A 26,974-nucleotide genomic window follows, 5' to 3' on the forward strand; every position below is an offset into this window, starting at 1 on the left:
CCGCCGGGCGGGTCGCGCGTTCGTGTGCGTGGCCCGGCCACTTGCTCGCCTTTGGCTTTGCTTCACCGGGCGGGTCGCGCGTTCGTGTGCGTGGCCCGGCCACTTGCTCGCCTTTGGCTTTGCTTCACCGGGCGGGTCGCGCGTTCGTGTGCGTGGACGAGGCCAATTGAAGTGGGCCCTAGGCGGCTAGGGCGGGTTCGGGGGACGCGGGCAGCCGGATCGTGATCGACAGGCCGCCGTCCGGTCGCGGGACGGTGTCGATCGCGCCGCCGTGGGCCGTGACGACCGCCCGCACGATCGACAGGCCGAGCCCCGCGCCGTCCCTGGACCCCGTCCGGTCCGCGCCCAGCCGCCGGAACGGCTCGAAGATCGTCGCGACCTCGTAGGACGGGACGGGCCGCCCGGTGTTGACCACCCGCAGGAACGCCTCGCCGTCCCGGACGCCCGTGCGCACCCAGATCCGCCCGTCCCGCACGTTGTACTTCACGGCGTTCTCCAGCAGGTTCACGGCGCACCGCTCCAGCAGCACCGGGTCACCGGACACGGCGGCCGGGCCGAGCCGCGCCTCGACGTCCACGCCCGCCTCCTCCGCCTTCCCGTCGAGCTGGTCGAGGGCGCTGCGCACCACGTCCCGCAGCGGCGTCCCGACCCGCGCGGCCGGTTCCCTCTCCGACTTCGCGAGCAGCAGCAGCCCCTCGATGAGCCGCTCGTGGCGCGCGGTGTTGCCGAGCAGGACGTCCGCGAGCGCCCTGGTCTCCGGCGGGCTCCTGCGGCTCGCCAGCGCGACCTCCAGGACCGTCCGGTTGATGGTCAGCGGCGTGCGCAGCTCGTGCGAGGCGTTCGCGACGAACCGGCGCTGGGCGTCGAACGCGCGGTCCAGCCGGTCCAGCATCCGGTCGAAGGTGTCGGCCAGGTCCTTGATCTCGTCCTGCGGGCCGTCCAGCGCGATCCGCTCGTGCAGGGTGCTCTCCGACAGCCGCCGGGCCGTCGCGGTCACCGTGTGCAGCGGCCGCAGCATCCGCCCCGCCACCACGTACCCGATCACCACCGCCAGGACGCCGAGCACCAGCATCGTCACCAGGGAGCCCTGCAGAAGCTGCTCCAGGACGTCGTGCTTCTGCCGCGCCAGCTCCCGGTCGGCGTCGGCCTTCAACCGCACCAGCTCGGTGAGGTCCCCGTCGACGGCCAGCGCGCGCAACCGGGTGATCGTCGCCCCGTCCACGTTCTGGCGCGAGGTGAACCGGCCGTCCATCGTCCTGACGGTCAGCAGGTACGTCACCGCGACCAGCGCCGCCGACGTGACGAGGAACAGCGACCCGTACACCAGCGTGAGCCGCGTCCTGACGCTCGGCCTCCTCACCGCGCCTCCAGCCGGTACCCGGACCCGGTCACCGTCTCGATCACCGGCGGCTGCCCGAGCTTGCGCCGCAGCGTCGCCATCGTGACCCGGACGATGTTGCTGAACGGGTCGATGTTCTCGTCCCACGCCCGCTCCAGCAGCCGCTCGGCGCTCACCACACCGCCCTCCGCCCGCAGCAGCTCCTCCAGCACGGCGAACTCCTTGTTGGTCAGCCGCAGCTCCCGCCCGTCCCGCGCCGCCCTGCGCCGGTGCGGATCGAGCCGGACGCCCCGCCCTTCGAGGACCGGAGGCACCGGCGGCCCCGACCGGCGCGCCAGCGCCCGCACCCGCGCCACCAGCTCGCCGAACACGAACGGCTTCGGCAGGTAGTCGTCGGCGCCGAGCATGAGCCCGTCCACCCGGTCGTCGACGTCCCCGGCCGCGGTCAGCATCAGGATCCGGGTGGGGCTCCGCCGGCCCACCAGCTCCCGGCACACGTCGTCGCCGTGGACCGTCGGCAGATCACGGTCGAGCACCACGACGTCGTACTCGTTGTAGGAGGCCCGCTCCAGCGCGTCGTCGCCGTCGTACACCACGTCCACGGCCATGGCCTCGTCCCGCAGCCCCTCGGCGACGGTGTCCGCGAGCACCCGCTCATCCTCAACGATCAGCACACGCATGCCCCGAGCATGGCGCCCAGGAGGTTAAACCTTGATAAGCCCGGCCGCCGCGGGGTGCGGCTCAGATGCCGACGCGGCTCCAGATCCTGCTCACCGGCTTCGAGAGGAAGAGCAGCAGGAGGGCGTAGTACGAGACACCGGGGAGCACCGCGACCACGGCGAGGCTCAGTGCGAGCAGCGCCACGGCCGACAGGGCGGAGCGGACCGACTCGATCCCGGCCGGGTCCGTCTTCGACGCGACGTCCGGGTCCCGGTGGGAGAGCACGGTCAGCGCGGCCTGGCAGGCGGTCGCGACGAGGACGTTGCCGATGTAGAGCATCACGGTGAAGCGATCGTCGCCCGGATAGGAGGCCACCATCTCCGTGGGGAACGGCAGGATCACGATGGCGAGCAGCCAGCCCGTGTTCAGCGCCATCAGAGCGCGCGTGTAGCCGCCGACGTGCTCGAACACCCGGTGGTGCACGAACCACAGCCGGGTGATCACCACGAAGCTGAGCGTGAAGGCCCATATCTGCGGGAGATGCTCGGTGACGACCTCGACCGACCGCTGGTGCGCGTTCACCGCCTCCGGCACCACGTCCACCAGCGGCAGCACCAGCAGCGTCACGGCGATCGCCACGACAGCGTCGGTGAACAGAACGAGCCGATCGGGATCCCGAGACACCGCCCGTGACATACCCGGACCCTATCCCGGCGCCGCGCCTCCGGCCCCGTATCGCCGTGGCTCGGCGGGCCGGATCAGCCGACCAGCAAGATGATCTTGCCGCGCGCGCGGCCGTCCTCGCCGGCACGGTGCGCCTCCGCGACCTCGGCGAGCGGGAAGGTCCGCGTGACGGGAGGCGAGAAGCGCCCCGCCTCGACCAGCGCGCCGATCTCATCGAGCACGTGGACCGCTCGGCCGTCGTCCCCGCGGCTGAACCGCACCCCGTGCTCCCGGGCGCCGGCGAAGTCGGCGACCGTGACGACGTGCTCCGCGCCGCCGGCGAGCTCGATCAGATCGGGCAGCACCCCGCTTCCGGCGACGTCGAGCGCCACGTCCACACCGCTGGGCGCCAGCGCGCGGACCCGCTCGACCAGACCCGCGCCGTAGACGACCGGCTCGGCCCCCAGCGAGCGCAGATACTCCTGGTTCGCCGGCCCGGCGGTGCCGATCACGCGCGCGCCCCGGACCACGGCGAGCTGGACCGCGGCGCTGCCGACGCTCCCGGACGCGCCGTCGACGAGCAGCGCGGAGCCGTCCCGGACACCGAGCTGGTCGAGGGCGCGCGCGGCCGTCTCGATGGCCGCCGGCAGCGCGGCGGCACCGGCGAAGTCGAGCGAGGGCGGAATGGGCGCGTAGTGGGACAGCACGGCCAGCTCGGCCTGGGCCGCCCCCTCGACGCAGAACCCGAACACGCGATCGCCGACGGCCGCGTCCGCCACGCCGTCGCCGACCTCGTCGACGACGCCCGCCGCCTCGTACCCGAGGGTCTGGGGGAGATCCCGGTCCATCAGCCCCCCGCGCTTCTTCCAGTCGCCGGCACTGACCCCTGCCGCGCGCACGGCGACCCGCACCTCACCGGCGCGCGGATGCGGGTCGGGCAGCTCCACGACCTCGAGGACCTCGGGCCCTCCGAACCGGCTGAAACGCACAGCCTTCATCCCCTGCTCCGTTCGGCCGCGCGGACGTCGTACGACCCGCGCATCCACTCCGTCGACGAACTAGCCTCACATCATGATCGAGGCCGTGCTGTGGGACGTCGACGACACGATCTTCGATTTCACCGGCTCGGAACGGACCGGGCTGCTGCGCCACTTCGAGGCGGAGGGACTGCCCGCCGGCGAGGCCGCACTGGCCCGCTGGCACCGGATCACCGAGACCGCACGCCGGGACCTCGCGGCGGGGCGGCTGACCTACGACGAGTACCGCCGCGCGAGAGTCCGCACGTTCGTGGAACGTCCGCTAAGCGACATCGACGCGGACACCTGGCACGACCGGTACGAGGCGTTGTTCGAAGCGGCATGGTCGGCGTTCCCCGACGCGGCGCCGGCGCTGGACGCGCTTCCCTACCGCCAAGGAATCCTGTCCAACTCCACCACCGTCCATCAGGAGCGCCGGCTGACGGCCCTGGGCCTGCGCCACCACTTCGAAGTGCTCCTCTGCTCTGACCGACTCGGCTGCGCGAAACCGAGCCCCTCAGCGTTCCTGGCCGCCTGCGCCGCCCTCGATCTCCCTCCCGCCAAGGTCGCCTACGTCGGCGACAAACTGGACGTGGACGCCGAAGGCGCGCGCAGTGCGGGCCTCCACGCCGTCTGGCTCGACCGAGCGGGCACGGCGGCTCCGCCCCCGGCCGGGATCCATCGAATCTCGGCCCTGACCGGACTCTCCGCACTCCTGGCAACCTGCTGAGCCCCACGCGGGAGCCGTTGCCGCTCCGCGATTCTGCTCGCGCCTACTTCAGCGCGAGCGGGTTCACGGGCGATCCGACGGCGCCGGTGACCTTCAGCGGCGGTGCGACGAAGAAGAACTCGTGCACGCCGTCGCCCGCGCAGTCCTCCGCGAGGGCCTCCAGGTCGAAGATCTCACCGAGCGGGATCCCGACGTCGCGGAGCAGCACGCAGTGCACGGGGCTGGTGACGGCGGGGTCCTCGCCGGGTGCCACCTCTATGCCCCAGTTGTCCATGCCCAGCGCCGCGAGGTCGTGGTCGCGGATCCACCGCACGCAGTCGAGGCCGAGCCCGGGTTCGGTGCTCATCCACCCGGCGGCGTCCCGCTCGACCGCGAACTTCCTCCACCACCCGGTCCGGACCAGCAGGACGTCGCCCGCGCGGATCTCGGTGCCCTGGCGCTCCGCGACGGCGTCGAGCGTCTCCGGGCCGATCACGTGGCCGCCCTCCAGCCAGTCGACACCGGCGTGCCGGGCGACGTCGAGCAGGACGCCCCGCCCGGCGATCCCGCCGCCGAGGGCGTCGATCGAGCACCGCGACGCGCCGTGCGGGCCGACCGCGTCCTCGCCGAACCCGTTGTAGAGCCGGCCGTCGTACCAGACGTGCGCGAACGCGTCCCACTGCGTCCCGGACTGCAGCGGCATGACGACGTAGTCGTCCGACCACTTCGCGCCGCCGGGGTACTCCTGGCCCGCACCGGTCTCGGTCATCATGTGCAGCGGATTGGTACGGCCGGGGAACGCCTGCGGGCCGTCGGCCCCGAGCGGGATCCCGAGGTCGAACACGGCGCCCTTGCGCACGAGACGCGCCGCCCCCACGATCTCCCGCGGCGTGATGAGGTTGGTGGTGCCGCGCTCGTCCTCGGCGCCCCACCGGCCCCAGTTGCTGACCTCGGCGCCGACCCGGCGGAAGTCCCCGGAGGTCATCGCGACGCCCGCTCGCGCTCGTGCACCGCGACCGCCACGACGAGGTCCTCCCAGGCCATGCCGACGCTCTTGAAGACCCTCGGTCTCGCGTCGTCCACGAGGGCCTCACCGCGGACGAGGCCGGCCAGTTCGACCAGGCCGGTCTCCTCGATCGCTCCGTGGCCGAGCGCCTGGACCACGTCGCCGGCCTCGGTCGTCGCGACCGTCCGCGACTCGACCACGACCTGTGCGCCCGCCATGACGTCGTCGCCCAGCTCGCGGGCCTCGGAGTGGTGGGAGCCGACGGCGACGACCACGGTCCGCGGGGCCAGCAGCTCCGCCCCGAACAGCGGTTCGCGGGCGCTGGTACAGCAGAGCACGACGTCGGCCTCGGGCACGTCGCGGGCCGAGCCCGCGCGGGCGCGCAGGCCCTCGTCGGCGCAGCGGCGGACGAGCCGCCCGGTCCGCTCGGGATCACGTCCGGCGACGACCACGTCGCGCAGCCCGTGCAGCGCGTGGAACGTCTCGATGTGCGCGAGCGCCTGCGGCCCGCTGCCGAACACGACAGCCGTGCGGATCGGCCGGGCCGCCATGTGCCGCGCGGCGAGAGCGGACACGGCCGGAGTCCGCAGGAGGGTGAGCTCCCCGCCGTCCAGCACGGACACCAGCCGGAGCGTGCGGGCGTCCAGCAGCAGGTACAGGCCGGAGATGGTCGGGAGTCCCCGGGCCGGGTTGCCCGGTGCCAGGCCGAGCACCTTGACGCCGACGTGGCCGCCGACCTCCGACGGCATCAGCAGCAGTTCGCCGTGGCGCGTCGGCCGGGAGACGCGTCCCTGCTCGTCCGCGGGCCGGAGGCCGCCGAGCAGGGCCCGCTCCAGCGCGTCGACCAGGTGCCGCGCGTCGGCGAGCCGCCGCATCCTCTCGCCGTCGATCCCCTCGAAGCTCATCGCCGTCCCGCCTCCTCGATGCGTACCTCGGCGCCCTCGTCCGTCGCCGCCACCGTCACCGTGCCCGTGCGCGGGAGCGCGTCGAAGTCGCCGGCGGACAGCACGACGACGGGCATCTCGATCGCGTAGAGCTCGCGGGCCACGATCGCCGCGAGCGTCACGATCGCGTCCGGGCGGCGGAGCAGGACGGCCGCCGGCGCCGTGCCGCGCCGGATCTGCTCGGCGAGCACCGTGGAGCTCGAGCTCGACCCGCGGCTCGCGGCGAAGGCCAGCACCCGGCCGGCGGCGCGGGCCCCGCGCTGCGGATGGTGGACGTCGGTGATCTCGCCGGTCGCCACGTCGCTGCCGCCCCAGAACGACAGCGGCTCGTCCAGCAGCAGCAGGGGAGCGGTCGCCCGCCCCGGGCTGAGCGGTGTCCCGATCATGACGCCTCCCAGAGGGCGGGGTCGCGGACCACGCGGCCCGCGCGGGCCGACAGCACGCACTCGGCGAGCGACGCGAAGACCACGTCGATGCCGAGGTTCGTCGGCGCGTACCACGCCCACTTCGCGGAGTTCGTCATCACCACGCGCGCCGACGTCCGCAGGACCGGGGCGATGTAGGTGCAGGTGTCGACCAGGATCCGTGCTCCGGCGCGGCGGCAGACCTCCGCGTCGCCGGTGCGTTCGGCCTCGGCGAGGACGGCCCGGCTCGTCGAGATCCAGAACTCGACGCCCGCGTCGAACGGCGGCCCGCCGGCCAGCAGCGCGGCGAGCGCGCGGAACTCGGCCGCCGAGAAGTGCGGGGTGCCGACGCTGATCGCGTCGAGCCGTCCGCCCCGCGCCGTGGTGAGCTCGTCGCACGCCGCGCGCAGGTCCGCCGCGGTCACCTCGAAGCGTCGCTCGGCGGCGCGGCCGCGGAAGGCGGTCGCGGCGTCGGGCGCCTCCGGCGTCAGGCCGACCGCGTGGAACAGGGCCACGCCCCCGGCCGAGGCCGCCGCGGCGCCGAACGCCTTCAGCCGGTCCTCGTCCGCGTCGCCGGGCAACCCGGTCAGCACGGGGACGCGGGTCCCCGACCGGCGGCCGGCGAGGTGGCCGAGCGCCGCCCAGGCGACGTCCGTGTCGAACGTCCCGGCGGGCACCCCCGAGCAGTCGAACAGGTCCTGACCGGCGCGGTTCTCGTCCAGGTGCAGGCCCACGAGCGGGGCGAAGCCGGTGACGGCGGCGCAGATGTCGGCGAAGTCGCCGTAGCGGTCGGTACGGGCTCCGAGGACCGAGTTGGCGAACACGATGGCGTTCGACTCCGCCCACGCCACGTGCCGGCCGTACGCCGGTCTCTCCGGGAGCTGGTACGGAGCGCAGGTCCACGTGGGCTTCGCGCCGAGGGCGACGTAACCGTCCATCAGCCGCCGGGCGTCCGCCCGCTCGCCGGGTTCGCCGCGCACCACGCCCGGGTGCAGCAGGTCCAGCGAGCCGACGTTCAGCGTCGTCGGGACGGCGGTCCGCGCGCCACCGGCGATGAGCCGCTCGACCAGGTCGATCCCCACCTGACCGTGGAAGAGGCAGCCGTCGACGTGTGCCGAGTCGACCGGGATCAGCCGTTCGGCACCGAGCGCGCGGGCGAGCCGGACGATCACCCGCATGGCCAGCGCGGCGCCGTCGCCGTGGCCGCCCGCGAGCATCGCCCGCTGCGCGCCCGTCAGCGCCGGATCGAGGATCGCGCGCGTCATGACGCCTCACCCACCAGTCCGCCCCCACCCACCAGTCCGCCCCCGCCCGCGTGTTCGCCCGTTCGCACGCCCTCGTGCACGATCCGGCCGTCCTTGACGACCAGCCGGATCCGCGCCAGCGCGCCGATGTCGGCGGCGGGGTCGCCCTCGACCATCACCAGGTCGGCGAGCTTGCCCACGTCCACCGTGCCGGTGTCGTGCAGGACGTCCATGTTCTCCGCGGCGTTGCGGGTGGCCGCGCGGATCACCTCGGGCGGTGTCAGCCCGTACCGGACCATGAGCTCCAGCTCGCGGACCAGGTCCGTGTGCGGGTTGTACGGGGTGCCCGCATCGGTGCCGGCCGCGATCTTGAGACCGGAGCGGACCGCGGCGACGAAGCTCTCGCGGTGCCGTTCCGCCTCCCGCGCGGCCTTCTCGTGCACCCAGGACGGCATGCCCGCGCCGGTCCCGGCCGTCACGATCGAGGCCACCGCGAGCAGCGTCGGCACGAGGTAGGCGCCCCGCGCGACGGCGAGTTCGAGCGCCTCGTCGTCGAGCCGGATGCCGTGCTCGATCGAGTCGACGCCCGCGCGCAGGGCGTTCTTGATCCCCTGGTTGCCGATGGCGTGGACGGTGATGCGCCGCCCCGCGTTGTGCGCCTCCTGCGCCGCGACCGCCAGCTCCTCCTGGACCAGCGCGGTGTTCCCCGGATCCACCCCCGAGGTCAGCACTCCGCCGGTCGCCATGGCCTTGATGAAGTGGGCGCCCGCCTTGAGCTCGGCGCGGGTCGCCGCCCGTACCCCGTCCACCCCGTCGGCCTCGCGCCCGATGAAGTGGCCGTGCCCGCCGGTCATCGTGATCACCCGCCCGGCGGCCCGGACGCGCGGCCCCGGGATGAGGCCGTCGTCGATCCCCTTGGCGACCTCGATCACGACCCCGTCGGCGGCGCCGCAGTCGCGGACGCTCGTCACTCCCGTCCGCAGGGTCAGCGCGGCCGTCGTCGCGCTCTTCAGCGCGGCGAGCGGCAGGGAGTCGGACACGATCTGCCGGGTGAAGTCCGGCCCGGCGTCGGCGGACAGGTGGACGTGCGAGTTGATCAGTCCGGGCAGCAGGCTGCGGCCGGCGCCGTGGACGATCGCGTGCGCCGGGAACGACGGCGCGGACTCCGCCGGGCCGACCCACGCGATCCGCCGGCGGTCGACGACCACGGCGAGGCCGGGGCGGCCGGGCCCGCCGTGCCCGTCGATCAGGTTCACGTCCCGGATCAGGAAGGCCGCCGGGGCGGCGGGCACGCGCTCACTCACCGCGGCCGTCCTCGGCGGGGTTCTGCGAGGCGAGGTCCTCCGAGGCCGGCCCGATCGGGTAGTGGCACGCCGTCCTGCGCGCGTGCGGTGCGACGTCCCGGAGGGCCGGCGGCTCCGCCGCGCAGCGGCCGCGGTCCCCGTGGGTCCGCGGCCCGTACCGGCAGCGGGGGTGGAACACGCACCCGGACGGCGGATTCGCCGGGTCGGCGACGTCCTCGCTCGTGAGCCCGCCGGCCGGCTCCGTCAGCGACCGGCCGCTCGGATCGGGCCGGCTGTCGCGCAGCAGTTCGGTGTAGGGGTGCCCCGGGCGGGAGAGGACGTCGCTCGCCCCCTGCTCGACCAGCGTGCCGAGGTACAGCACGCTCAGGTCGGTGCACATGTACTGCGCGACCGCCAGGTCGTGGGTGATGAAGACGTAGGTCAGCCCAAGCCGTCTCTGCAGGTCGAGCAGCAGCTCCAGGATCTCGGCCTGCACGGAGGTGTCGAGCGAGGAGGTCACCTCGTCGGCGATGACGACCCGGGGCTCGGCGGCCAGGGCGCGCGCGATGACGATGCGCTGGCGCTGGCCGCCGGAGAACTCGTGCGGCAGCCGCCGCGCGGCGGAGGCGTCGAGCGCGACCGACTCCAGCAGCTCGGCGATGCGGTCCCGGTGCGCGCCGGTGCGCAGCCGCCCGCGCGGGTCGATCGCCTCGGCCAGCGCCCGCCCGACCGGCATCCGGGGGTCCAGCGAGGAGTACGGGTCCTGCGGGACCAGCTGGACCCGGCGGCGGGCCGCGAAGCGCTCCTTGCGCGGCAGCCGGTGGACGTCCGCCCCGTCGAGCCGGACCACGCCGCGGGCCGGGGCGAGCTGTCCCACCAGCACCCGGGCCAGCGTCGACTTGCCGGAGCCGGACTCGCCCACCACCCCCATCGTGCGGCCGCGGTCGATCGCGACGCTCACGTCGTGCAGGACGTTGCGGGAGCGCGCGCCGTAACCCGCCGAAACCCCCTCGGCGCTCAGCACGATGTCGCCCGGTTCGTCGGTATGCGTCATGTCCGGACCTCCGGGGTCGATGTCTCGGCGTGGCAGGCGACCGCGTTGCCCGAGGGCTCGGCGACCAGCGCGGGAACGACCTCGGCGCAGACGGGCGCCGCGAGCGGGCACCGGGGCGCGAAGGCGCAGCCCGCCTCCCGGGCCTCGGCGGACGGTGCGCGTCCGGGAAGCGGCACGAGCCGGGCGCCGTCCAGGTCCGTCGCCGTTTCGGGAGAGGCGGCCAGGAGCGCGCGCGTGTAGGGGTGCCGTACGTCGCGCCGGCGAAGGTCCTCCACCGACACCTCCTCCACGACGCGCCCCGCGTACATCACGCAGACCCGGTCGCAGAGCGCGGACACCACGCCGATGTCGTGCGAGATGAGCAGGATCGCCGTGCCGTGCTCGCGGTTGATCTGCTTCAGCAGGCGCAGCACGTCGGCCTGCACGGTGACGTCCAGCGCGGTGGTGGGCTCGTCGGCGATGATCAGTTTCGGCTCGTGCAGCATCGCCGCGGCGATCATCGCGCGCTGCCGCATGCCGCCGGAGAGCTCGTGCGGATACTGGCGCATCCGCAGTTCGGGCGAGGACACCCGCGTCTCGGTCAGCCGGGCGACCGCCATCGCCTCGGCCTGCCGCCGGGACGTCCCGGTGTGCACCCGGAGGATCTCGGTGAGCTGGGTGCCGATCCGCAGCGCCGGGTTGAAGCTGCTCGACGGGTCCTGGAAGACGATCCCGAGCTCGGTGGCCAGCCGCGCGGGCGGGGCCTTCGCCGGGTCGGCCAGATCGATGCCGTTCACGTCGAGGTGCTCCGCGGACCAGTCCAGCTCGCGGGGCAGGAGCCGCGCGAGCGCGAGCGCGGTCAGGCTCTTGCCGGAGCCGGACTCGCCGACGATGCCGACGACCTCTCCGGCGCCGACGGTCAGCGACACCTCGTGGATCAGCTCCCGGCCGTCGGGCCGCCGGACCGACAGGCCCCGCACGGACGCCGCCGCGCCGCCTTCGGGCCCCGTGCCGCCGGACGGTGCGGGCCGTGGCGGCGCGGGGACGGGGGCGGGCCGCCGCGGCGGCGGCGCACCGCGCGGATCCAGGTGCCGGACCAGGCCGTCGCCCACGAGGCCGGCGGCGAGCCCGGTGACCAGGATCGCCAGGGCGGGGCCGAGCGCCTCGCCCGGATTGTCGTAGATGTTGCGCAGCCCGCTCGCCAGCAGGCTGCCCCAGTCGTACGCCGGCGGCTGGACGCTCAGCCCGAGGAAGCTGAGCCCGGAGACCGTCAGCACGCTGGTCGCGAACCCCACCGAGACGAGCACGAGCAGGGGAGCGGCGATGTTCGGCACCACGTGCCGGATCAGGACGCGGAACCGGCCGACGCCCAGCAGCCGCGCGACCGCGACGTAGTCCCGCTCGTTCACCGACAGCGCGAGCCGGTTCGTCAGCCGCGCGAACTGGGGGCAGAACGCCAGGCCGAGCGCGCCGACCACGGACGCGCGCCCCGGCGAGAGGATCGCGGTGAACGTCAGCGCGATGATGATCGGCGGGAACGACAGCAGCAGGTCGATGACCCGGTCGCCCACCGCGCGGACGGCCCTGCCGGCGGCGGCGATCCCCGCCCCGAGCAGCGTGCCGAGCACCGCGGCGATCGCGGTGGCGGCGATCGCCATCTCGACCGTCAGCCGCGTCGCGACGACGGTCCGCCAGAACACGTCGCGTCCCAGCGCGTCGGTGCCCAGCCAGTGCGCGCCGGAGGGGCCCTGGCGGATGTCCGCGCTCAGCGCGTCGGCGCGTCCCTGCCACAGCATCGGCGCGACGACGGCGACCACCACGATCAGGGCGGCCAGGACGAGGCCGGCGACGAGGGGCGCCGGAAGCCGGTTGCGTCTCATGAGCGTCTCCTCGTCAGCACTCGCGGATCGAGCAGGCCCAGCGCGACGTCGACGATCAGGTTGATCAGGACGGCGACCAGCCCGAGGACGAGGATGATCCCCTGGACCTCCGGGTAGTCGCGCTTGACGATCGCCCGGACGATCTCCGAGCCGATGCCGGGCATGTTGAAGACGTTCTCGGCGACGACCGTCCCACCGAGCAGCGCGACGAGGATGAGGCCGCCGAGCGTCAGCGTGCTGGTCACGACGTTGGGGACCACGTGCCGCAGGAGCAGGCGCGTGTTCGACAGCCGCTTGCTCATCGCCATCGTGATGTAGTCCTGGGACAGCACCGTCGCGGTCTCGTTGCGCACCAGGCGGGTGAGCACCGCCGCCGGCGCGATGGCGATGGACAGCGCGGGCAGGATCATCGAGGTGAACCCCGCGCCGCCCTGCACGGGCAGCCAGCGCAGGGTCAGCGCGAACACGAAGACGAGCAGGGTCCCGGCGACGTACTCCGGCATGGCGCCGAGGACCGAGGCGCCGACGCCGAACGACGACGTCGCGGCGCGGGCGCGTCCGCGCTGCTGCGCGACCCCGACCGCGGTGCCGAGCGGTATCGCCACGGCCAGCACGACGACCAGCGCGCTCGTCGCCAGCGCGATCGTGAGCGGCAGCCGCTGGGCGAGCATCGACGACACCGGCTGGCCGGTGGTGAAGGAGGCGCCGAGGTCGCCGTGCGCCAGTCCGCCGAGGTAGGAGCCGAACTGCCGCCACAGGGGCTCGGTCAGCCCGAGCCGCTCGCGGACCTGCCGCACCTCCTCCTCGCCGGCGGTCAGCCCGACGATCTGCCGGGCCGGATCGCCCGGCACCCAGCGCACGATCATGAAGGTCACGACGACGAGGAAGGCGAGCACGGCGGCGACGCCGCCGAGGCGCCGGGCGAGGTAGCCGGTCCACGGGGAACCGGCCACCCGCCGGGCGAGCCCGCGGCTCGCCGCCGACGCGCCTGCGGCGGTCGTCACCATCAACCGGCCGCCTTGGCGACGCGGATCGAGGCCGGCACCGCGAACCCGTTGACGACGCTGCCGCTCGTCCCGCCCGCGAACAGGACGTGCACCGGCGCGGTGGCCAGCGGCAGGACGTCGACGTTGCGCAGCAGCGACTGCTGGAAGGTCGTCAGCGCGGCGCACTTCTCTTCGGCCGAGCCGGTCGCGGCCTGGTCGTAGGCCCGCGCCGCCTCCGGGTTGTTCGTCGCGCCGATGTTGAGGCCCTTCGGCGGCGCGTCGTGCACGAAGAACTGCCCGACCGGCAGGAAGCTCGACAGCCGGTTGCCGTACACGAAGATCGTGACGTCCCAGTCGTTCTTGCCGCCGAACAGGTCCGACACCCACGCCTGGTTGTCCATCGTGCGGACCGTCGCGGTGGCGCCGGCCGCCTGCAGCGCGGACATGACCTGGTCGTTGGCCGCGCCGCCGGCCAGGATGTTGGTGCCGATGACCTGGAGCTTCACGCCCTTGAGGGCCTTGGCGGCCGCGGCCGCGTCGTACTTGGGGACCAGGGCGTTCGAGCCGCTGTCGAAGCACTCGTAGGAGGGACGGCCGAGGCTGGAGATCAGCTCGCCGGAGCCGAAGCTCTGCACCTTGTTCAGAACGGAACGATCCAAGGCCTGGGCGATCGCGAGCCGGACGCCGCGGTCGGCGGTCGGATGTCCGACGGTCTCGTTGAAGACGAGCATCGTGTCGGACTGCGGCGAGGTGCGGACGGTGATCCCGCCGGTCGACTTGAACCGGTCCCACGCGTTGGAGGTGAACGAGGGGATCTGGAGCTCACCGGTGGAGGTCAGGTTGGCCCGGGTGTTCTCGTCGTCCACGACCTTGAGCACCAGTTTCTTCGGCGGCTCGCCCGCCGTCTGGGCGGCGTACGCCGGACCCCACGCGTACTGCGGCCGCCGGGTCAGCGTGTAGCTGGAGCCGGTGACCTGCGACTCGGAGACGAAGGCGCCCGTGCCGGCGGACTTCGTCCGCAGGCTCGACGGGTCCTTCATGCCGGACGGGCAGACGATGCCGGCGAACGGTCCGGTCATTCCGGGCACCAGGTCCGACCAGGCCTTCGCCATCGTGATCGTCACCGAGTCCGCGGTCGACGTCGCCTTCGCCGAGTTGCCCGGGCCGATCGCCTGGCGCACGAGCGGCGCCTTGGTCGCCGGATCGAAGAGCCGGTTCAGCGACGCCGCCACCATCGCGCCGGTCAGCGCCGTGCCGTCCGAGCAGGTGACGCCGCCGCGGAGGTGGAAGGTGGCGGTCTTCGGGGTGGACTTCCATGTGTCCGACAGCCCGGGGACCAGCTTCCCGGACGGGTCGAAGGCGACCAGCGTGTCGTACAGCGCGGCGAGGGCGACGGAGTCCTGGAACGTGCTCGCCTGGGTCGGGTCGTAGCTGCTGACCGGGCCGTCGAGGGTCATGGAGACGACGCCGTTCGTGACGTTCGGCGGCGCCTTGGCCGCGGAGCCCGATGTTCCGCCGCAACCGGCGGCGAGGGCCGCGCTGACGGAGACACTCGCGACGACTGCCCGATGCCCCATACGAATTCTCATGGTGGTCCTTCGGTGATGTGCCGGATGGGAGGTGCGGTGCCCCGGGAGCCGGGCGCCTGGCCGTGTTCATCAAAGTGAACTTGTGTCGGCCATGGTGACGACCCGGCTATCCCGATGTCAATATGTTGAACGCACGAATCAGGCGCAGCCGGATCGGCTGCGCCTGGGGGTTCCGTATGTCAGAACGACGGTGGGGTCATGGCGCCGACGAGCACGGCATTGCGGTCGGTGGCGTTGCGGTACCAGTGCGACAGGCCGGAGTCGTAGGTGATCGAGTCGCCCTCGTGGAGCGTGTGCACGGTGCCCGCGATGCACACCATGAGCTCGCCCTCGGTGATCAGGATGCACTCCTCGCCGGGGTGCTCGAACGGCGCGCTCTCGTTGCTCCACCCGGCGGCGACCTGTGCCTTGATCATGCCGAGTCGGCCGTTCATGTGCGGCGTGATCAGCGTGTACTCGAGGTTCTCGTCGGCCAGCAGCAGGCGCCGGTGGGTGCCGGCGCGGACCAGGGCGCCGGCCTCGGTGTCGGCGAGGAAGAACCGCCCGACCGGCACGTCGAGCGCCTGCGACAGCTTCACGAGCGTCGTGAAGGAGGGGTTTCCCTGGCCGCGCTCGATCTGGCTCAGCAGGCCCGGGCTCAGGTCGGAGGCCAGGGCGAGGGCGGCGATGCTGAGGCCGGCGGCGTGGCGCAGCTCGCGCACGAGGTTGCCCACGACCGCCATGGACGGCGTCGGGTTGCCCGGTCTACCGGCCTCGGTCGGCCCTGCGCTGCGCGGCATGGTGACAGCCTGCCCGACCCGGGCAGGTGGCGTCAATATAGTGAACAGCGCGGAGCGCCGGCGTCCGGATCGACATCGTCCTTGACGCCCTTCTCGGCGTAAGTATAGCTTACGGCCCCTAAGTGACAGTAACGATGTGGTGAATCCGCCACGAGAAGCGAGGGGGCGTTGACCAGCGTGTTCGAAACCTCCCTGAGCGGTCTGCTCACCGGCCGGGTCGCCCTGGTCACCGGTGCGGCCGGCGCGCTCGGCGAATCGATCTGCCGGGCCCTCGCCCGGGCGGGCGCCGAGGTCGTCGGCGTCGACCTGGTCGAGGGCGGCGCCTGCGACTTCGTCGCGGACGTGGCGACGGCCGAGGGCAACCGGCTCATGGTCGCCGAGGCCCTGCGCCGCCACGGGCGCCTCGACGTGCTGGTCCTCAACGCCGGCGTGCAGTTCGTCGCGCCGATCCCCGAGTTCCCCGAGGAGCAGTGGGACCGGCTCATGGGCGTGATGGTCAAGGGCCCGTTCCTGGCCATGAAGGCCGCCTGGGCGGAGCTGACCGGCCGCCCGGCGTCGCGCGTCCTGATCACCTCCTCCGTCTCCGGCATGGTGGCCGAGCCGTTCAAGGCCGCGTACGTCTCGGCCAAGCACGCGGTCAACGGCCTCACCAAGGTCGCCGCGCTGGAGGGGGCGCCGCACGGACTGACCGTCAACGCGGTCGCCCCCGGCTGGATGTCGACGCCGATGGTCGAGCGCCAGCTGCCGGAGCAGATGGCCCTGCGCGGCCTCACCCGGGAGCAGGTGCTGGAGCTCCTGCTCGACCGCCAGCCCGTCAAACGCCTGATCGGCACGGACGAGGTCGCCGCCCTGTTCGCGTTCCTCGCCAGTGATCTTTCCTCCGCGGTGACCGGCGTCTGCCTACCGGCGGACCTCGGCACGCTCGCGTCCTGAAGTACCCACCGTTACCGAAGGGATCAGCCATGTTGCGCGACAAGTACGAGCCGTGCGTCCTCACCGCCGCCGTGACCGGCGGCGACGTCCTCCCGAGCCAGAGCCCGCACATCCCGTGCGGCGCGGAGGCCATCATCGAGGAGGCCGTCGCCGCCGCCGAGGCGGGCGCCACGTGCGTCCACCTCCACGCCCGCGAGGCCGACGGCCGCCCCTCCGGCGACCCCGGCCTGTTCCGCGAGATCGTGGCCGGCGTCCGCGAGCGGACCGACGCCGTCATCAACATCAGCACCGGCGGCACTCCGGGGATGCCCGAGGAGCAGCGCCTCGCCGGCATCCGCGCCTGCCGGCCGGAGATCGGCACCCTGAACCTCGGGACGATGAACTACGAGGGCTTTCCGAACAAGGCGCGCTGGCCGAAGGTACGGCACGCCTGGGAGCAGGAGGTCCTGGACAAGTCCGGCGAGGGCGTGTTCACCAACACGCTCGGCACCATCCGCCGCTTCGCCGCCGAGTTCCGCGACCTGGGCGTGACGCCGGAGCTGGAGGCCTACGACCTCGGGCACCTGTCCATGATCCGCTTCCTGCTCGACGAGGGCACCCTCGAAGGGCCCGTGCGGATCCAGCTCGTGCTGGGCGTGCTCGGCGGGGCCGGCAACGCCCTGGACGACTTCTTCGTGCTGTCCCAGGCGGCCGCCCGTATCCTCGGACCGGACGCTGCGAGCCTCAGCGTGGCCGCGACCGGTTTTCCGGGCGAGTTCCGCCATGTCGCGACCGCGCTGTCGTGGGGCGCCGACTGCCGGGTGGGCCTGGAGGACAACATCCGGGTCCGCCGCGACCGGCAGGCGGAGAGCAACGCGGAACTCGTCCACGTCGCCACCGGCCTCGCCGATCTGCTGGCCAGGCCGATCGCGACGCCCGACGCGCTGCGCAGCGAGCTCGGTCCCTGGTACAAGGCCTCATAGAGGAGTGAAAGCGAATTGGCTGCTCGTCCGCCGGCACATCACCAGAGCGGCAGCAAGCGCCCCGGCCACTTCGGCGGTCCGCCCGCCGAAGGCGCCCGCGGCGACGAGGTGCCGGACGGTGACGCCGACGCCGTCAAGACGCTGCTGGGCCGCAACATCAACAGCCTGCGGACCCAGCGGGGAATGGCGGTCCGCGACCTGGCCGAGCAGGCCGGTGTGTCAGCGGCGTTCATCTCGCAGGTCGAGCACGGAACGGCGTCGCCCTCGGTGCCGACCCTGGTCCGCATCGCGCAGGCGCTGCGGGCCCACATCGGCGACCTGTTCCAGGCGACCCTGTCGCGCAGCCAGATCGTCCGGCAGGACGAACGCGCGGCGTACGAGTACCCGGACCGCGGCATCACCGAGGCCCAGGTCAGCTCGGACGCCAGCGGGTGCCTGGAAGTGCTGTGGGTGAAGCTCGAACCCGGTGGCGGAACCGGCCCGGAGCTGTTCGCCCACGGCGCGGACACCGAGTTCGTGTTCGTCCTCAAGGGGCAGGTCGCCATCACCGTCGGGTCGGAGACCCACCGCCTCTCCGCGGGGGACAGCCTCACCTTCCCCGGCAAGGACGTCCACGGCAGCCAGAACCTGTCCCGCGGTTCCTCGGAACTGCTCTGGGTGCAGACCCCGGCCTCGTACTAGAAGAGGTCTCGGCGCGCACCCTTCGCCCTGTCCCTACGGTCGTCGGGAAACGCCAGTGAACCTCTCCGAGAAGCCGACCGGCTTCGTCGCCATGCCCCAGGGCTCCGTCGCGTACTGGCGCGCCGGCACTCCCGGCCGGACCCCGCTCGTGTGCCTGCACGGCGGGCCCGGCCTGCCGCACTCCTACCTGGCGCCGCTCGCCCGGTTGGGCGCCGACCGGGAAGTCATCTTCTACGACCAGGCGGGATGCGGCGAGTCCGGCCGGCGGCCGCCCGAGCCGTCGTGGTCGATCCCGTACTTCGTCGAGGAGTTGCGGGCGGTCGTGGCGGCCCTGGGCCTGGAGGAGTTCCATCTCTTCGGCAACTCCTGGGGCGGGTGGCTCGCCCTGGAATACGCGCTAGGAGACCCGCCCGCGCCGCCGGTGTCGCTTTCGCTCAACAGCTCTCCGCCGAGCGTGGCGAGCTGGATCAGCGGGGTGCGCGCGCTGCGCGCCCGGCTTCCGGAGGACGTGGTCCGGACGCTCGACGAGCACGAGCGGGCCGGCACGGTCCGTTCGCGCGAGTACCGGGACGCCCTCGCCGTCTTCAACCGCCGGCACATGTGCCGGGCGCGGCCGTGGCCCGCACCGCTCAAGTCCGCGCTCGGCGGCTTCGGCGACGAGGTGTACGCGGCGCTGTGGGGGACGAGCGAGTTCGGCCCGGTCACCGGCGCGCTCGCGGACTGGGACGTCACACCGCGCCTGCCGCGGATACGCGTGCCCACCCTGGTCACCTGTGGACGGCACGACGAGGCCGTCCCGGAGCACATGTCGGTGCTGGCGGACGGCATCGCCGGCGCCCGGTTCCGGGTCTTCGACGACAGCTCGCACATGGCTTTCCTCGAAGAACCGGACGCCTTCATCGCCGAGCTGTCGGCGTTCCTGACCGACGTCGAGGCGCGGCGCCGGTGAACCCTCTTTCGACAAGGACGGGACGATGAGCGAAACCAAGGTCGGCCGGATCGGCCCCAAAGCGACGGCGCAAAGCCCGGAGGCGGTGTGCTCCAGCGCGCACCCGCTGGTCACCGACGCGATGCTCGACATCCTGCGCGAGGGCGGCAACGCCATCGACGCGGCGATCGTCGGAAGCCTGCTCAACGCGACGATCCAGCAGGACATGACCGGCCACGCGGGCACGGTCACGATGCTGTTCTGGGACGCCGAGCAGGGCCGGTGCCACGAGCTCAACAGCATGGGCACGATCGTGCCGGGGCTCGCGCCGTTCCGCCCGGTCGCCATCTCGTCGGGGCCGTACACCGCGATCCCGGAGGGGCCCTGCGCGGTCATCCCCGGCTTCATGCCGGGGCTCAAGACGATGCACGAGCGGTTCGGGTCGCGGCCGTGGGACCGGCTGTGCGCGCCGTCGATCCACTGGGCCGAGGAGGGCCACGAGGTCGACTCCTTCGAGCACCTGGTCCTCGGCCACAGCGCCGAGCTGTACATGAACACCGCCTCCGGGCGGCGCCACTTCACCCCGGACGGGCACCTGCCGCAGGCCGGGCAGCGGTGGCCGAAGCCGGAGCTGGCCCGGACGCTGACGAAGCTGGCCGCCGAGGGACCGGACCTGTTCATCGACGGTGAGTGGGCGCGGCTGTTCGTCGAGCGGGCGAACGAGGTCGGCTGGCCGATCGAGATGCGGCACATGCGCCAGGACGAGCCCCGGTGGGGGAACGGCCTGCGCTACCGGCACGGCGGCGTCGAGGTCGTCCAGCAGGCGCCGCCGGAGCGCCAGGCCGTCATGTCGGCGATGGTCCTCGGCATCCTGCACGAGCTGGGCGTCGCCGAGCTCGGGCACTACGCCGAGTCGCCCGAGTCGCTGTACTACATGGCGCACGCGCTGCGCCGGGCCGCGTACGAGACCGGGTTCATCAACGACCCGGAGGTGTTCGAGGACCCGAGCAGCGTGCTGATGTCGCGGGAGTACCACCGCGCGCTCGCCGCCGTGCTCCGGATGAGCCGCACCAAGGTGGACCTCACCGAGCACGTCCGGCTCAGCTCGGCGCCGGGCGCGCTGGGCGAGGCGACCGGCCGGACGGGCGAGTCCGTCGGCAGCTGCGAGCTGAGCGTCGTCGACGCCCAGGGCAACTGGGTCCAGCTCGTCAACACGGTGCAGGGCGGAGGCGTCCCGGGCCAGGTCATCGGCGGCGTGCCGATGATCGGCAGCACCATGACGAGCAGCCTCACCGCCATGCTCGGCGGCTGGCTGACCGGCGGTGGGCGGATCCGCTCGGTCATCGGCAACACGCTGCTCCTGCGGGACGGCCGCCCGTGGCTCGCCCTCGGCACGCCCGGCATCCCGCACATCACGGTGCCGCAGGTCATGACGAGCATCCTCGAACACGGCCTGGACCCGTACGCGGCCGACGACGCGCCCCGCATGCTCCCGCTCGCCGACGACTACTCGGTGACGGTCGAGAGCCGCCTGCCCCCCGAGGTCGTCGCCGAGGTCGCCCGCATGGGGGTCCTGGTCCGTCCGATGGCGCCGTACCAGTACCAGATGGGCAGCTTCCACATGACCTGGCGCGACGACACGGGAACGCTGCACGCGTCCGCCGGCCCCCGCCGCGCCGGCCAGGCCGCAGGCCTCTGACCGACACGAAGTGAGGCGGCGGACCCCGACTCCCGTAGGGGAGCCGGGGAGCCGCACGTCAGACCGCTGGAACGCCCCCCACTGGTCCGCCAACGCCCGAACCCAAGCCCACGGCCTCCACACCCCACCCCAAACAGCCACTAATGCGGGTTTAACCCTTTGGGGGGTCTGATGGGCGGGCCGGGGCAGGGTGCTTCGGGGAGAGGGCGCCATGAGGGTTGTGGTTGCGGGGGTTGTCGCGGGGCTTGTGCTGGGTGTCGCCGGCTGTGGGGGTGACGGTGGGGGTGGGGTGGCCGCGTCGGGATCTGCTTCGCCTCGGCGGTCGGTTTCTCCGGAGGATGCGCAGCTGAAGTTCGCGCAGTGCATGCGGGAGAACGGGGTGGACGTTCCCGATCCGGGGAGTGGGGACGGGCACGCGCTGCGGCTGGGGAAGGGGGGCGACCGCACGAAGCTGGAGGCGGCGCTGAAGAAATGCCAGTCGTGGCTTCAGGCGGGCGGGAAGATGCCCGATCTCCAGGATCCGAAGGTGCGCGACCAGTACGTCAAGTTCACGCAGTGCATGCGCGAGCACGGGGTCGACATTCCGGATCCGGGGCCGGACGGGCAGTTCAAGCTGCCCACCGGGCAGGTCGACCGGGGGCAGGCGGAGAAGGCGCGGGAGGAGTGCAAGGGCAGCCTGCCGGGGGCCGGGAAGTGAGGCGGGTCGCGGTCGCGGGCGGGGTCGCGGTGGTCGTGGTCGTCGGCGGTGGCCTCGCGTTGACCAGGGACGGGGACCGGGCGCAGGGGGCGCAGGCTCCGCTCGCGACGGCGGTCGTCAGCCGGGGCGACGTCGTGGACACCGAGAAGGTGGACGGGAAGCTCACCTACGGCGACGTCCGGGACGTGTGGACGGGCATGTCCGGTGTCGTGACGTGGACGCCGGAGCCGGGCGCGACCGTTCGGCGCGGGGAGACGCTGTTCTCTGCGGCGGCCAAGCCGGTGACGTTGATGTACGGCGGCCGGCCCATGTACCGGACGCTGCGTCAGGGCGTCTCTGGGAAGGACGTCCGGCAGCTCGAAGAGAACCTGCGGGCTCTCGGCTATGGCGGAATGACCGTGGACGGGGAGTTCACCGGGGCCACGCAGACCGCCGTTGAAAAGTGGCAGGACGACCGGGGGTTGGAGGAGACCGGGCAAGTCGACCCTGGTCAGGTCGTCTTCCTGGGCGGGGCCGTGCGGGTGCGGGAGGTCAAGGCGCCCGAAGGGAAGCGGATCGTGCAGGGGCAGCCCGTGCTGGCGGTGGCCGGGACCAGGCGGGTCGTGCACGTCGATCTGGACGCCGACAAGCAGGATCTCGCCAGGGAGGGCGCCCGGGTCTCGGTGGAGCTGCCCGGTGGGGCGACGGTCAAGGGGACGATCAGCGAGGTCGGCGGCGTCGCCGAGACGACCGGGTCGGGGCAGGACCAGAAGACCACGATCGGGGTCGACATCTCGGTGGGGAGCGCGAAGACGGGGCGGCTGGACGAGGCGCCGGTCGGCGTCGAGTTGGAGAGCGAGCGGCGGAAGGGCGTGCTGTCGGTGCCGGTTGAGGCGCTGCTGGCGCTGCGGGAGGGCGGCTTCGGGGTCGAGGTCGTGGACGGTTCCCGGCGCCTGGTGCCCGTGGAGGCCGGAGTGTTCGGCGGCGGGCGGGTCGAGGTCTCCGGGAGCGGGCTCCGCGAAGGCATGAAGGTCGGGGTGCCCGCCGAATGAACGACAGGGGTTCGGACATCGTGGAGCTGGCCGGGGTGGTCAAGGAGTACGCGGGCGGTGTCGCGGCGCTGCGGGGGGTCGATCTGGTGATCGCGCCGGGGGAGCTGGTGGCGATCGCCGGGCCGTCCGGGTCGGGGAAGTCGACGCTGCTGCACATGATCGGGACGCTGGACCGGCCGACGCGGGGGAGCGTGCGGGTCGCCGGGCACGAGGTCGCGGGACTCGGGGACCGGGAGCTGTCGGCGCTGCGGGCGCGGTACATCGGGTTCGTGTTCCAGCAGTTCCACCTGGCCGCGGGGGTGAGCGCCCTCGACAACGTCGCCGACGGCCTCCTGTACGGCGGGGTCGGGCTCCGGGAGCGGCGGGAGCGGGCGCGGGCGGCGCTCGGGCGGGTCGGGCTGGCGGAGCGGACGGCGCACCGGCCGCACGAGCTGTCGGGCGGCGAGCAGCAGCGGGTCGCGGTCGCGCGGGCGGTCGTGGGCGAGCCCGCACTGCTCCTGGCGGACGAGCCGACCGGCAACCTCGACTCCGCGGCGGGCGCGGAGGTGCTCGCGTTGCTGGACGGGCTGAACCGCGCCGGCACCACCGTCGTGGTCATCACGCATGACGCGGAGGTGGCGGCCCGGGCACCGCGGCGGGTCCGGGTCCGGGACGGGATGATCGTCGCGGACGAGCGGGCGGGGGCGGGGAGCCGATGAGGCCCGCGCGGCTCGGTGCGGGCGACGTGCTGCGCGTCGGGCTCGGCGGGCTCCGGGCCCGCCCGGCGCGGGTGGTGCTGTCGGCCCTCGGCATCGCGATCGGGATCGCGACCGTGGTCGCGGTCATCGGGATCTCCTCCTCCGGCCGGGAGGACCTGCTGCGGCGGCTCGACCGGCTCGGCACGAACCTGCTGACGGCCGAGCCGGGCGACACGCTGTTCGGCGACGGCGCGGAGCTGCCCGAGACGGCGCCGGAGATGGTGCGGCGGATCGGGCCCGTCACGGCGGTCGGCGCGACCGGGTCGGTTGAGGCCACCGTCCGCCGCACCGACAGGATTCCGGAGGAGGTCACGCAGGGGATCGCCGTGCAGGCCGCCACGGACGGGCTGCTCGGGACCCTCGACGTTGGGACGGCGAGCGGGCGCCGGCTGGACGCGGCCACCGAGGGCCGCCCCGTCGTGGTGCTCGGAGCGGAGGCGGCGCGGCGGCTCGGCCTGGACCGGGCGGGCGGCCAGGTCTGGATCGGCGGGCGGTGGTTCGTCGTCCTCGGAGTGCTCCGGCCGGCGGAGCTGGCCCCGGAGATCGACCGCTCCGCCCTCGTCGGCTGGGACGCCGCGCGCCGGTACCTCGGCTTCGACGGGCACCCCACGAGGATCTACGAGCGCTCCGCCGACGCCTCGGTCGGCGACGTCCGGGACGTCCTCGCCCGGACGGTGAACCCCGAGCGGCCCGAGGAGGTCCGGGTCAGCCGGCCCTCCGACGCCCTGGAGGCGCGGGCCGCGGCGTCCGGGGCGTTCACCGGGCTGCTGCTCGGGCTCGGGGCCGTCGCGCTGCTGGTCGGCGGGGTCGGGGTCGCCAACACGATGGTGATCTCGGTGCTGGAGCGGCGCCGCGAGATCGGGCTGCGCCGGTCGCTCGGCGCCACCCGCGGCCAGGTCCGCGTGCAGTTCCTCGCCGAGTCGCTGCTGCTGTCGGCGTTCGGCGGCGCGGCGGGGGTCGTGCTCGGCGCGGCGGTGACCGCGGGGTTCGCGCTGTGGAAGGGGTGGCCGCCGGTCGTGCCGGCGTGGGCGCTCGGCGGCGCGCTCGCCGCGACCCTGGCGATCGGGACGGTCGCGGGCCTGTATCCGGCGGCGCGGGCGGCGCGGCTGCCGCCGACCGCGGCGCTGGCGGCCGCGTGACTGGTCACGATCTGCCCGATCAGTGCATGATTGTGACGTCGACCCGCCCTGGGGGAGGTGCCTCAACCGCCATGCCGGTGCCACGCCCGCTCCGCGAGCGCTGCAGGGAGTTCCTCGGGATCGACGGGGAGATCCGCTACATCTTCCCCGCGATGACCTACGGCGGCGGCGCGGGCTTCATCTTCGTCGTCACCGGCGACCAGGTCTCGGTGATCTCCACCGGTTCGCTGAGCCGCAGCACCCCGAAGAGCATCTGGGGCAGTTACCCGCGCGGCACCCGGATCGGGCCGGTGGAGACGGGCGTCGGCGCGTCGTTCGAGTTCGCGGGCGCCGTGTTCGAGCTCGACGACGAGTACGTCCCGGTCGTCAACGCGGCCGACGCCGAGGTCTTCGCCCGCGACAGCCTTCCCCGCGACCCGCTGCCCGACCTGTGACGCGGCGTCAGGACGTCGGCGCCGGCTCGGTGGCCTTGGCCGGGGCGGGCTTGGACGGCGACGGGTTGCGCAGGAACAGCACCATCACCGGCACCAGGTAGGCCGCCCACATGATCAGCTGAAGCCAGGTGATCTGCGGGGTGACGTTCAGGACGCCCTGGAAGACGGTCTGCATCCAGTCGCCGGCGCCGCCGAACTTGGCGAAGAAGGCGTGCGGCTCCAGCGCGACCGCGTGCAGGCCGGGGAACACCTCGGCCTCCTGGAGGTCGTGGAAGCCGTAGCCGAACACGCCGGCGGCGACGACGATGAGCGCGGCGCCCGTCCAGGTGAAGAACCGCCTGAGGTTGATCTTGAGGCCGCCGCGGTAGAGCAGGTAGCCGAGGGCGACGGCGACGGCGAGGCCGAGGAACGCCCCGGTGATCGGCTGGGTGGACCCGCCGGAGGAGTTGGAGATGTTCGTCCACAGGAACAGCGCGGTCTCCAGGCCCTCGCGCCCGACGGCCAGGAACGCGACGGCGGCGAGGGCGAGCGGGCCGACGTCGAGCGCGCCCTCCAGCCTGCCCTCCAGTTCGGCCTTCATGAACCGGGCGGTCTTGCGCATCCAGAAGACCATCCAGGTGACCAGCCCCACCGCGACGATCGACAGGACGCCGCCGAACAGCTCCTGCGTCTTGAACTGCATCTCCGACGACGCGGCGCTCAGCGCGATCCCGAACCCGCACGCCAGGACGACGGCGGCGCCGATGCCCGTCCAGACGGGCAGCAGGGCCCGGCGGTTGCCGGTCTTCACCAGGTACGCGATCAGGATGCTCACGACCAGGGCGGCCTCGAGCCCCTCACGCAGGCCGATGAGGAAGTTGCCCAGCAGCATCGACGCACTCCTCGGGGGGTCACACGGACGTTTTAGGCAAAGCTAACCTAAGCCAGTGTGTGCCTCGCGACCGCCCCGTGCAAGTCCGGTCTAGAGCTCGCCCTTGCCGTCGAGGCGCAGGAACGCCTTGGCGATCGGCTGGGCGGTGAGCTCGACCTGCCAGCCGCGGGCGCCGAGGTCGCGCAGGGCGTCGCCGATCGCGGACGCCGACGACTCCGGCGGGGGCGTCCACGCCAGCCGGCGGACGAAGTCGGGCTGCACGAGGTTCTCCGACGGCATCGAGTGCTCGTCGGCGAGCGCGGCGACGACGGCGCGGGCGGCGGTGAGCCGCTTGGCGGCCTCCGGGTCGCGGTCGGCCCAGCGGTGCGCGGGCGGCGGCCCGTCGCCGGGCAGGTTGGACTCGGGCAGCGCGCGCTCGCCGAGCTCGCGGGCGCGGGCGACGGCGCGCAGCCACGCCGACTGGTGCCGGCGGGCGCCGCGGCCCCGCATCGTCGGCAGGGCCTGCAGCTCGGCCGGGGTCTTCGGGGACTTCTGCGCCAGCTCGATGATCGCCGCGTCCTGGAGCACCCGGCCGGGGGACAGGTCCCGCTCCCGGGCGATCTTGTCGCGGGCCTCCCAGACCTCGCGGACGGCGGCGAGCGCGCGCCGGTTGCGCACCCGGTGGATGCCGGACGTGCGGCGCCACGGGTCGGGACGCGGCGGCTTCGGCGGCGTGGTCAGGATCGCCGCGAACTCCTCCCGCGCCCACTCCAGCTTGCCCGCCGCCTCCAGCTCCTCCCCGAGCGCGTCGCGCAGCTCGACCAGCAGCTCGACGTCCAGGGCGGCGTAGCGCAACCAGTCCTCCGGGAGGGGGCGCGTCGACCAGTCGGCCGCCGAGTAGCCCTTCTCCAGCACGAAGCCGAGCACGTTCTCGACCATGGAGCCGAGACCGACACGGGGGTAGCCGAGCAGCCGCCCGGCCAGCTCGGTGTCGAACAGCCGGCGCGGGACGAGACCGACCTCGGCCAGGCACGGCAGGTCCTGGTTGGCGGCGTGCAGCACCATCTCGGCGTCGGCGAGCGCGGCGTCCAGCCCGGACAGGTCAGGCAAGGCGACCGGGTCGATCAGTGCGGTGCCGGCGCCCGCGCGGCGCAGCTGGATCAGGTAGGCGCGCTGCCCGTACCGGTAGCCGGAGGCCCGCTCGGCGTCGACCGCGACGGGCCCGGTGCCCGCGGCGAACGCCGCGATGACGCGTTCCAGGTCGGCCGGGGCGGTGAGCACCGGCGGGACGCCCTCGCGCGGCTCCAGCAGCGGGACGGCGGGGGGACCGGTGTCGGCCTCCAGGGTC

Annotated in this window: 27 protein-coding genes; 11 read left to right on the top strand and 16 right to left on the bottom strand. The window is 73.4% G+C overall.

Going from position 1 to position 26,974, the window contains the following annotated elements; all coding sequences use genetic code 11:
• Positions 1 to 178 precede the first annotated feature (178 nt).
• The 4 genes from BJY14_RS34635 to BJY14_RS34650 form a co-directional block, all read right to left on the bottom strand.
• Positions 179 to 1,360, bottom strand: a complete 1,182-nt coding sequence (locus BJY14_RS34635; protein WP_179847448.1) for a sensor histidine kinase — start codon at positions 1,358 to 1,360, stop codon at positions 179 to 181.
• On the bottom strand, positions 1,357 to 2,019 hold the full coding sequence (locus BJY14_RS34640; RefSeq protein ID WP_179847449.1) for a response regulator transcription factor: 663 nt from the start codon (positions 2,017 to 2,019) through the stop codon (positions 1,357 to 1,359). Before BJY14_RS34640 ends, BJY14_RS34635 begins: the two co-directional genes overlap by 4 nt.
• Positions 2,020 to 2,080: 61 nt before the next feature.
• The gene (locus tag BJY14_RS34645; protein WP_179847450.1) at positions 2,081 to 2,695 is read right to left on the bottom strand and encodes a TMEM175 family protein; all 615 of its coding nucleotides are present in this window, start codon (positions 2,693 to 2,695) and stop codon (positions 2,081 to 2,083) included.
• Between the two features lie 62 nt (positions 2,696 to 2,757).
• Positions 2,758 to 3,660 carry an NADP-dependent oxidoreductase gene (locus BJY14_RS34650; RefSeq protein ID WP_179847451.1) on the bottom strand — a complete coding sequence of 301 codons (903 nt, stop codon included), beginning with the start codon at positions 3,658 to 3,660 and terminating at the stop codon, positions 2,758 to 2,760.
• Positions 3,661 to 3,733: 73 nt separating this feature from the next.
• Between BJY14_RS34650 and BJY14_RS34655 the strand changes: the two genes are divergently transcribed.
• Complete coding sequence (locus BJY14_RS34655) at positions 3,734 to 4,408, top strand: HAD family hydrolase (protein WP_179847452.1); 675 nt, start codon at positions 3,734 to 3,736, stop codon at positions 4,406 to 4,408.
• Positions 4,409 to 4,451: 43 nt separating this feature from the next.
• Here the strand turns inward: BJY14_RS34655 and BJY14_RS34660 are convergent, their stop codons facing one another.
• The 10 genes from BJY14_RS34660 to BJY14_RS34705 all read right to left on the bottom strand — a co-directional run bounded on the left by BJY14_RS34660 (position 4,452) and on the right by BJY14_RS34705 (position 15,535).
• Positions 4,452 to 5,372: a cyclase family protein gene (locus BJY14_RS34660; protein WP_179847453.1), complete on the bottom strand. Its 921-nt coding sequence runs from the start codon at positions 5,370 to 5,372 to the stop codon at positions 4,452 to 4,454.
• The gene (locus tag BJY14_RS34665; RefSeq protein ID WP_218905722.1) at positions 5,369 to 6,298 is read right to left on the bottom strand and encodes an ornithine cyclodeaminase family protein; all 930 of its coding nucleotides are present in this window, start codon (positions 6,296 to 6,298) and stop codon (positions 5,369 to 5,371) included. The genes BJY14_RS34660 and BJY14_RS34665 overlap by 4 nt, the downstream gene beginning before the upstream one ends.
• Positions 6,295 to 6,723 (bottom strand): aconitase X swivel domain-containing protein, encoded by a 429-nt coding sequence (locus BJY14_RS34670; RefSeq protein ID WP_179847454.1) that lies wholly within the window; start codon positions 6,721 to 6,723, stop codon positions 6,295 to 6,297. Before BJY14_RS34670 ends, BJY14_RS34665 begins: the two co-directional genes overlap by 4 nt.
• Positions 6,720 to 8,006, bottom strand: a complete 1,287-nt coding sequence (locus BJY14_RS34675) for an aconitase X (protein ID WP_179847455.1) — start codon at positions 8,004 to 8,006, stop codon at positions 6,720 to 6,722. Before BJY14_RS34675 ends, BJY14_RS34670 begins: the two co-directional genes overlap by 4 nt.
• Entirely contained in the window at positions 8,003 to 9,289 is a 1,287-nt protein-coding gene (locus BJY14_RS34680; RefSeq protein ID WP_179847456.1) for a metal-dependent hydrolase family protein, read from the bottom strand. Before BJY14_RS34680 ends, BJY14_RS34675 begins: the two co-directional genes overlap by 4 nt.
• Positions 9,282 to 10,322, bottom strand: coding sequence for an oligopeptide/dipeptide ABC transporter ATP-binding protein (locus BJY14_RS34685; protein WP_179847457.1), 1,041 nt, complete (start codon positions 10,320 to 10,322; stop codon positions 9,282 to 9,284). The genes BJY14_RS34680 and BJY14_RS34685 overlap by 8 nt, the downstream gene beginning before the upstream one ends.
• Positions 10,319 to 12,181, bottom strand: a complete 1,863-nt coding sequence (locus BJY14_RS34690; protein ID WP_179847458.1) for a dipeptide/oligopeptide/nickel ABC transporter permease/ATP-binding protein — start codon at positions 12,179 to 12,181, stop codon at positions 10,319 to 10,321. The genes BJY14_RS34685 and BJY14_RS34690 overlap by 4 nt, the downstream gene beginning before the upstream one ends.
• Positions 12,178 to 13,188 (bottom strand): ABC transporter permease, encoded by a 1,011-nt coding sequence (locus BJY14_RS34695; RefSeq protein ID WP_179847459.1) that lies wholly within the window; start codon positions 13,186 to 13,188, stop codon positions 12,178 to 12,180. Before BJY14_RS34695 ends, BJY14_RS34690 begins: the two co-directional genes overlap by 4 nt.
• Positions 13,188 to 14,744, bottom strand: a complete 1,557-nt coding sequence (locus BJY14_RS34700) for an ABC transporter substrate-binding protein (RefSeq protein ID WP_179847460.1) — start codon at positions 14,742 to 14,744, stop codon at positions 13,188 to 13,190. The genes BJY14_RS34695 and BJY14_RS34700 overlap by 1 nt, the downstream gene beginning before the upstream one ends.
• Before the next feature lie 191 nt (positions 14,745 to 14,935).
• Positions 14,936 to 15,535, bottom strand: a complete 600-nt coding sequence (locus BJY14_RS34705) for a helix-turn-helix domain-containing protein (protein ID WP_179847461.1) — start codon at positions 15,533 to 15,535, stop codon at positions 14,936 to 14,938.
• Between the two features lie 177 nt (positions 15,536 to 15,712).
• On the opposite strand from BJY14_RS34705, the gene BJY14_RS34710 reads away from it, so the two are divergent.
• From BJY14_RS34710 to BJY14_RS34750, 10 genes are all read left to right on the top strand, one after another.
• Positions 15,713 to 16,468, top strand: a complete 756-nt coding sequence (locus BJY14_RS34710) for an SDR family oxidoreductase (RefSeq protein ID WP_218905723.1) — start codon at positions 15,713 to 15,715, stop codon at positions 16,466 to 16,468.
• 29 nt (positions 16,469 to 16,497) lie between these two features.
• Positions 16,498 to 17,430, top strand: coding sequence for a beta-keto acid cleavage family enzyme (locus tag BJY14_RS34715; protein WP_246396216.1), 933 nt, complete (start codon positions 16,498 to 16,500; stop codon positions 17,428 to 17,430).
• Positions 17,431 to 17,445: 15 nt separating this feature from the next.
• Complete coding sequence (locus tag BJY14_RS34720) at positions 17,446 to 18,111, top strand: helix-turn-helix domain-containing protein (protein WP_179847463.1); 666 nt, start codon at positions 17,446 to 17,448, stop codon at positions 18,109 to 18,111.
• Between the two features lie 55 nt (positions 18,112 to 18,166).
• Positions 18,167 to 19,060 (top strand): proline iminopeptidase-family hydrolase, encoded by an 894-nt coding sequence (locus BJY14_RS34725; RefSeq protein WP_179847464.1) that lies wholly within the window; start codon positions 18,167 to 18,169, stop codon positions 19,058 to 19,060.
• A 25-nt stretch (positions 19,061 to 19,085) separates the two neighbouring features.
• A complete protein-coding gene (locus BJY14_RS34730; protein WP_179847465.1) occupies positions 19,086 to 20,738 on the top strand; it encodes a gamma-glutamyltransferase in 1,653 nt (550 codons plus the stop codon).
• 379 nt (positions 20,739 to 21,117) lie between these two features.
• Positions 21,118 to 21,435, top strand: coding sequence for a hypothetical protein (locus BJY14_RS44640; protein WP_218905724.1), 318 nt, complete (start codon positions 21,118 to 21,120; stop codon positions 21,433 to 21,435).
• The gene (locus BJY14_RS34735) at positions 21,432 to 22,466 is read left to right on the top strand and encodes a peptidoglycan-binding protein (protein WP_312879541.1); all 1,035 of its coding nucleotides are present in this window, start codon (positions 21,432 to 21,434) and stop codon (positions 22,464 to 22,466) included. The genes BJY14_RS44640 and BJY14_RS34735 overlap by 4 nt, the downstream gene beginning before the upstream one ends.
• Complete coding sequence (locus BJY14_RS34740) at positions 22,463 to 23,164, top strand: ABC transporter ATP-binding protein (protein WP_179847467.1); 702 nt, start codon at positions 22,463 to 22,465, stop codon at positions 23,162 to 23,164. The genes BJY14_RS34735 and BJY14_RS34740 overlap by 4 nt, the downstream gene beginning before the upstream one ends.
• Positions 23,161 to 24,342, top strand: a complete 1,182-nt coding sequence (locus BJY14_RS34745; RefSeq protein ID WP_179847468.1) for an ABC transporter permease — start codon at positions 23,161 to 23,163, stop codon at positions 24,340 to 24,342. The genes BJY14_RS34740 and BJY14_RS34745 overlap by 4 nt, the downstream gene beginning before the upstream one ends.
• Positions 24,343 to 24,413: 71 nt before the next feature.
• Complete coding sequence (locus BJY14_RS34750; protein ID WP_179847469.1) at positions 24,414 to 24,776, top strand: hypothetical protein; 363 nt, start codon at positions 24,414 to 24,416, stop codon at positions 24,774 to 24,776.
• 7 nt (positions 24,777 to 24,783) lie between these two features.
• Here the strand turns inward: BJY14_RS34750 and efeU are convergent, their stop codons facing one another.
• Both efeU and BJY14_RS34760 read right to left on the bottom strand, forming a co-directional pair.
• Positions 24,784 to 25,647: an iron uptake transporter permease EfeU gene (gene efeU, locus BJY14_RS34755; protein WP_246396217.1), complete on the bottom strand. Its 864-nt coding sequence runs from the start codon at positions 25,645 to 25,647 to the stop codon at positions 24,784 to 24,786.
• Between the two features lie 90 nt (positions 25,648 to 25,737).
• A complete protein-coding gene (locus tag BJY14_RS34760) occupies positions 25,738 to 26,970 on the bottom strand; it encodes an HRDC domain-containing protein (protein ID WP_179849830.1) in 1,233 nt (410 codons plus the stop codon).
• Positions 26,971 to 26,974: the final 4 nt, after the last annotated feature.

It is taken from the genome of Actinomadura luteofluorescens, from assembly GCF_013409365.1.
Classification (GTDB): domain Bacteria; phylum Actinomycetota; class Actinomycetes; order Streptosporangiales; family Streptosporangiaceae; genus Spirillospora; species Spirillospora luteofluorescens.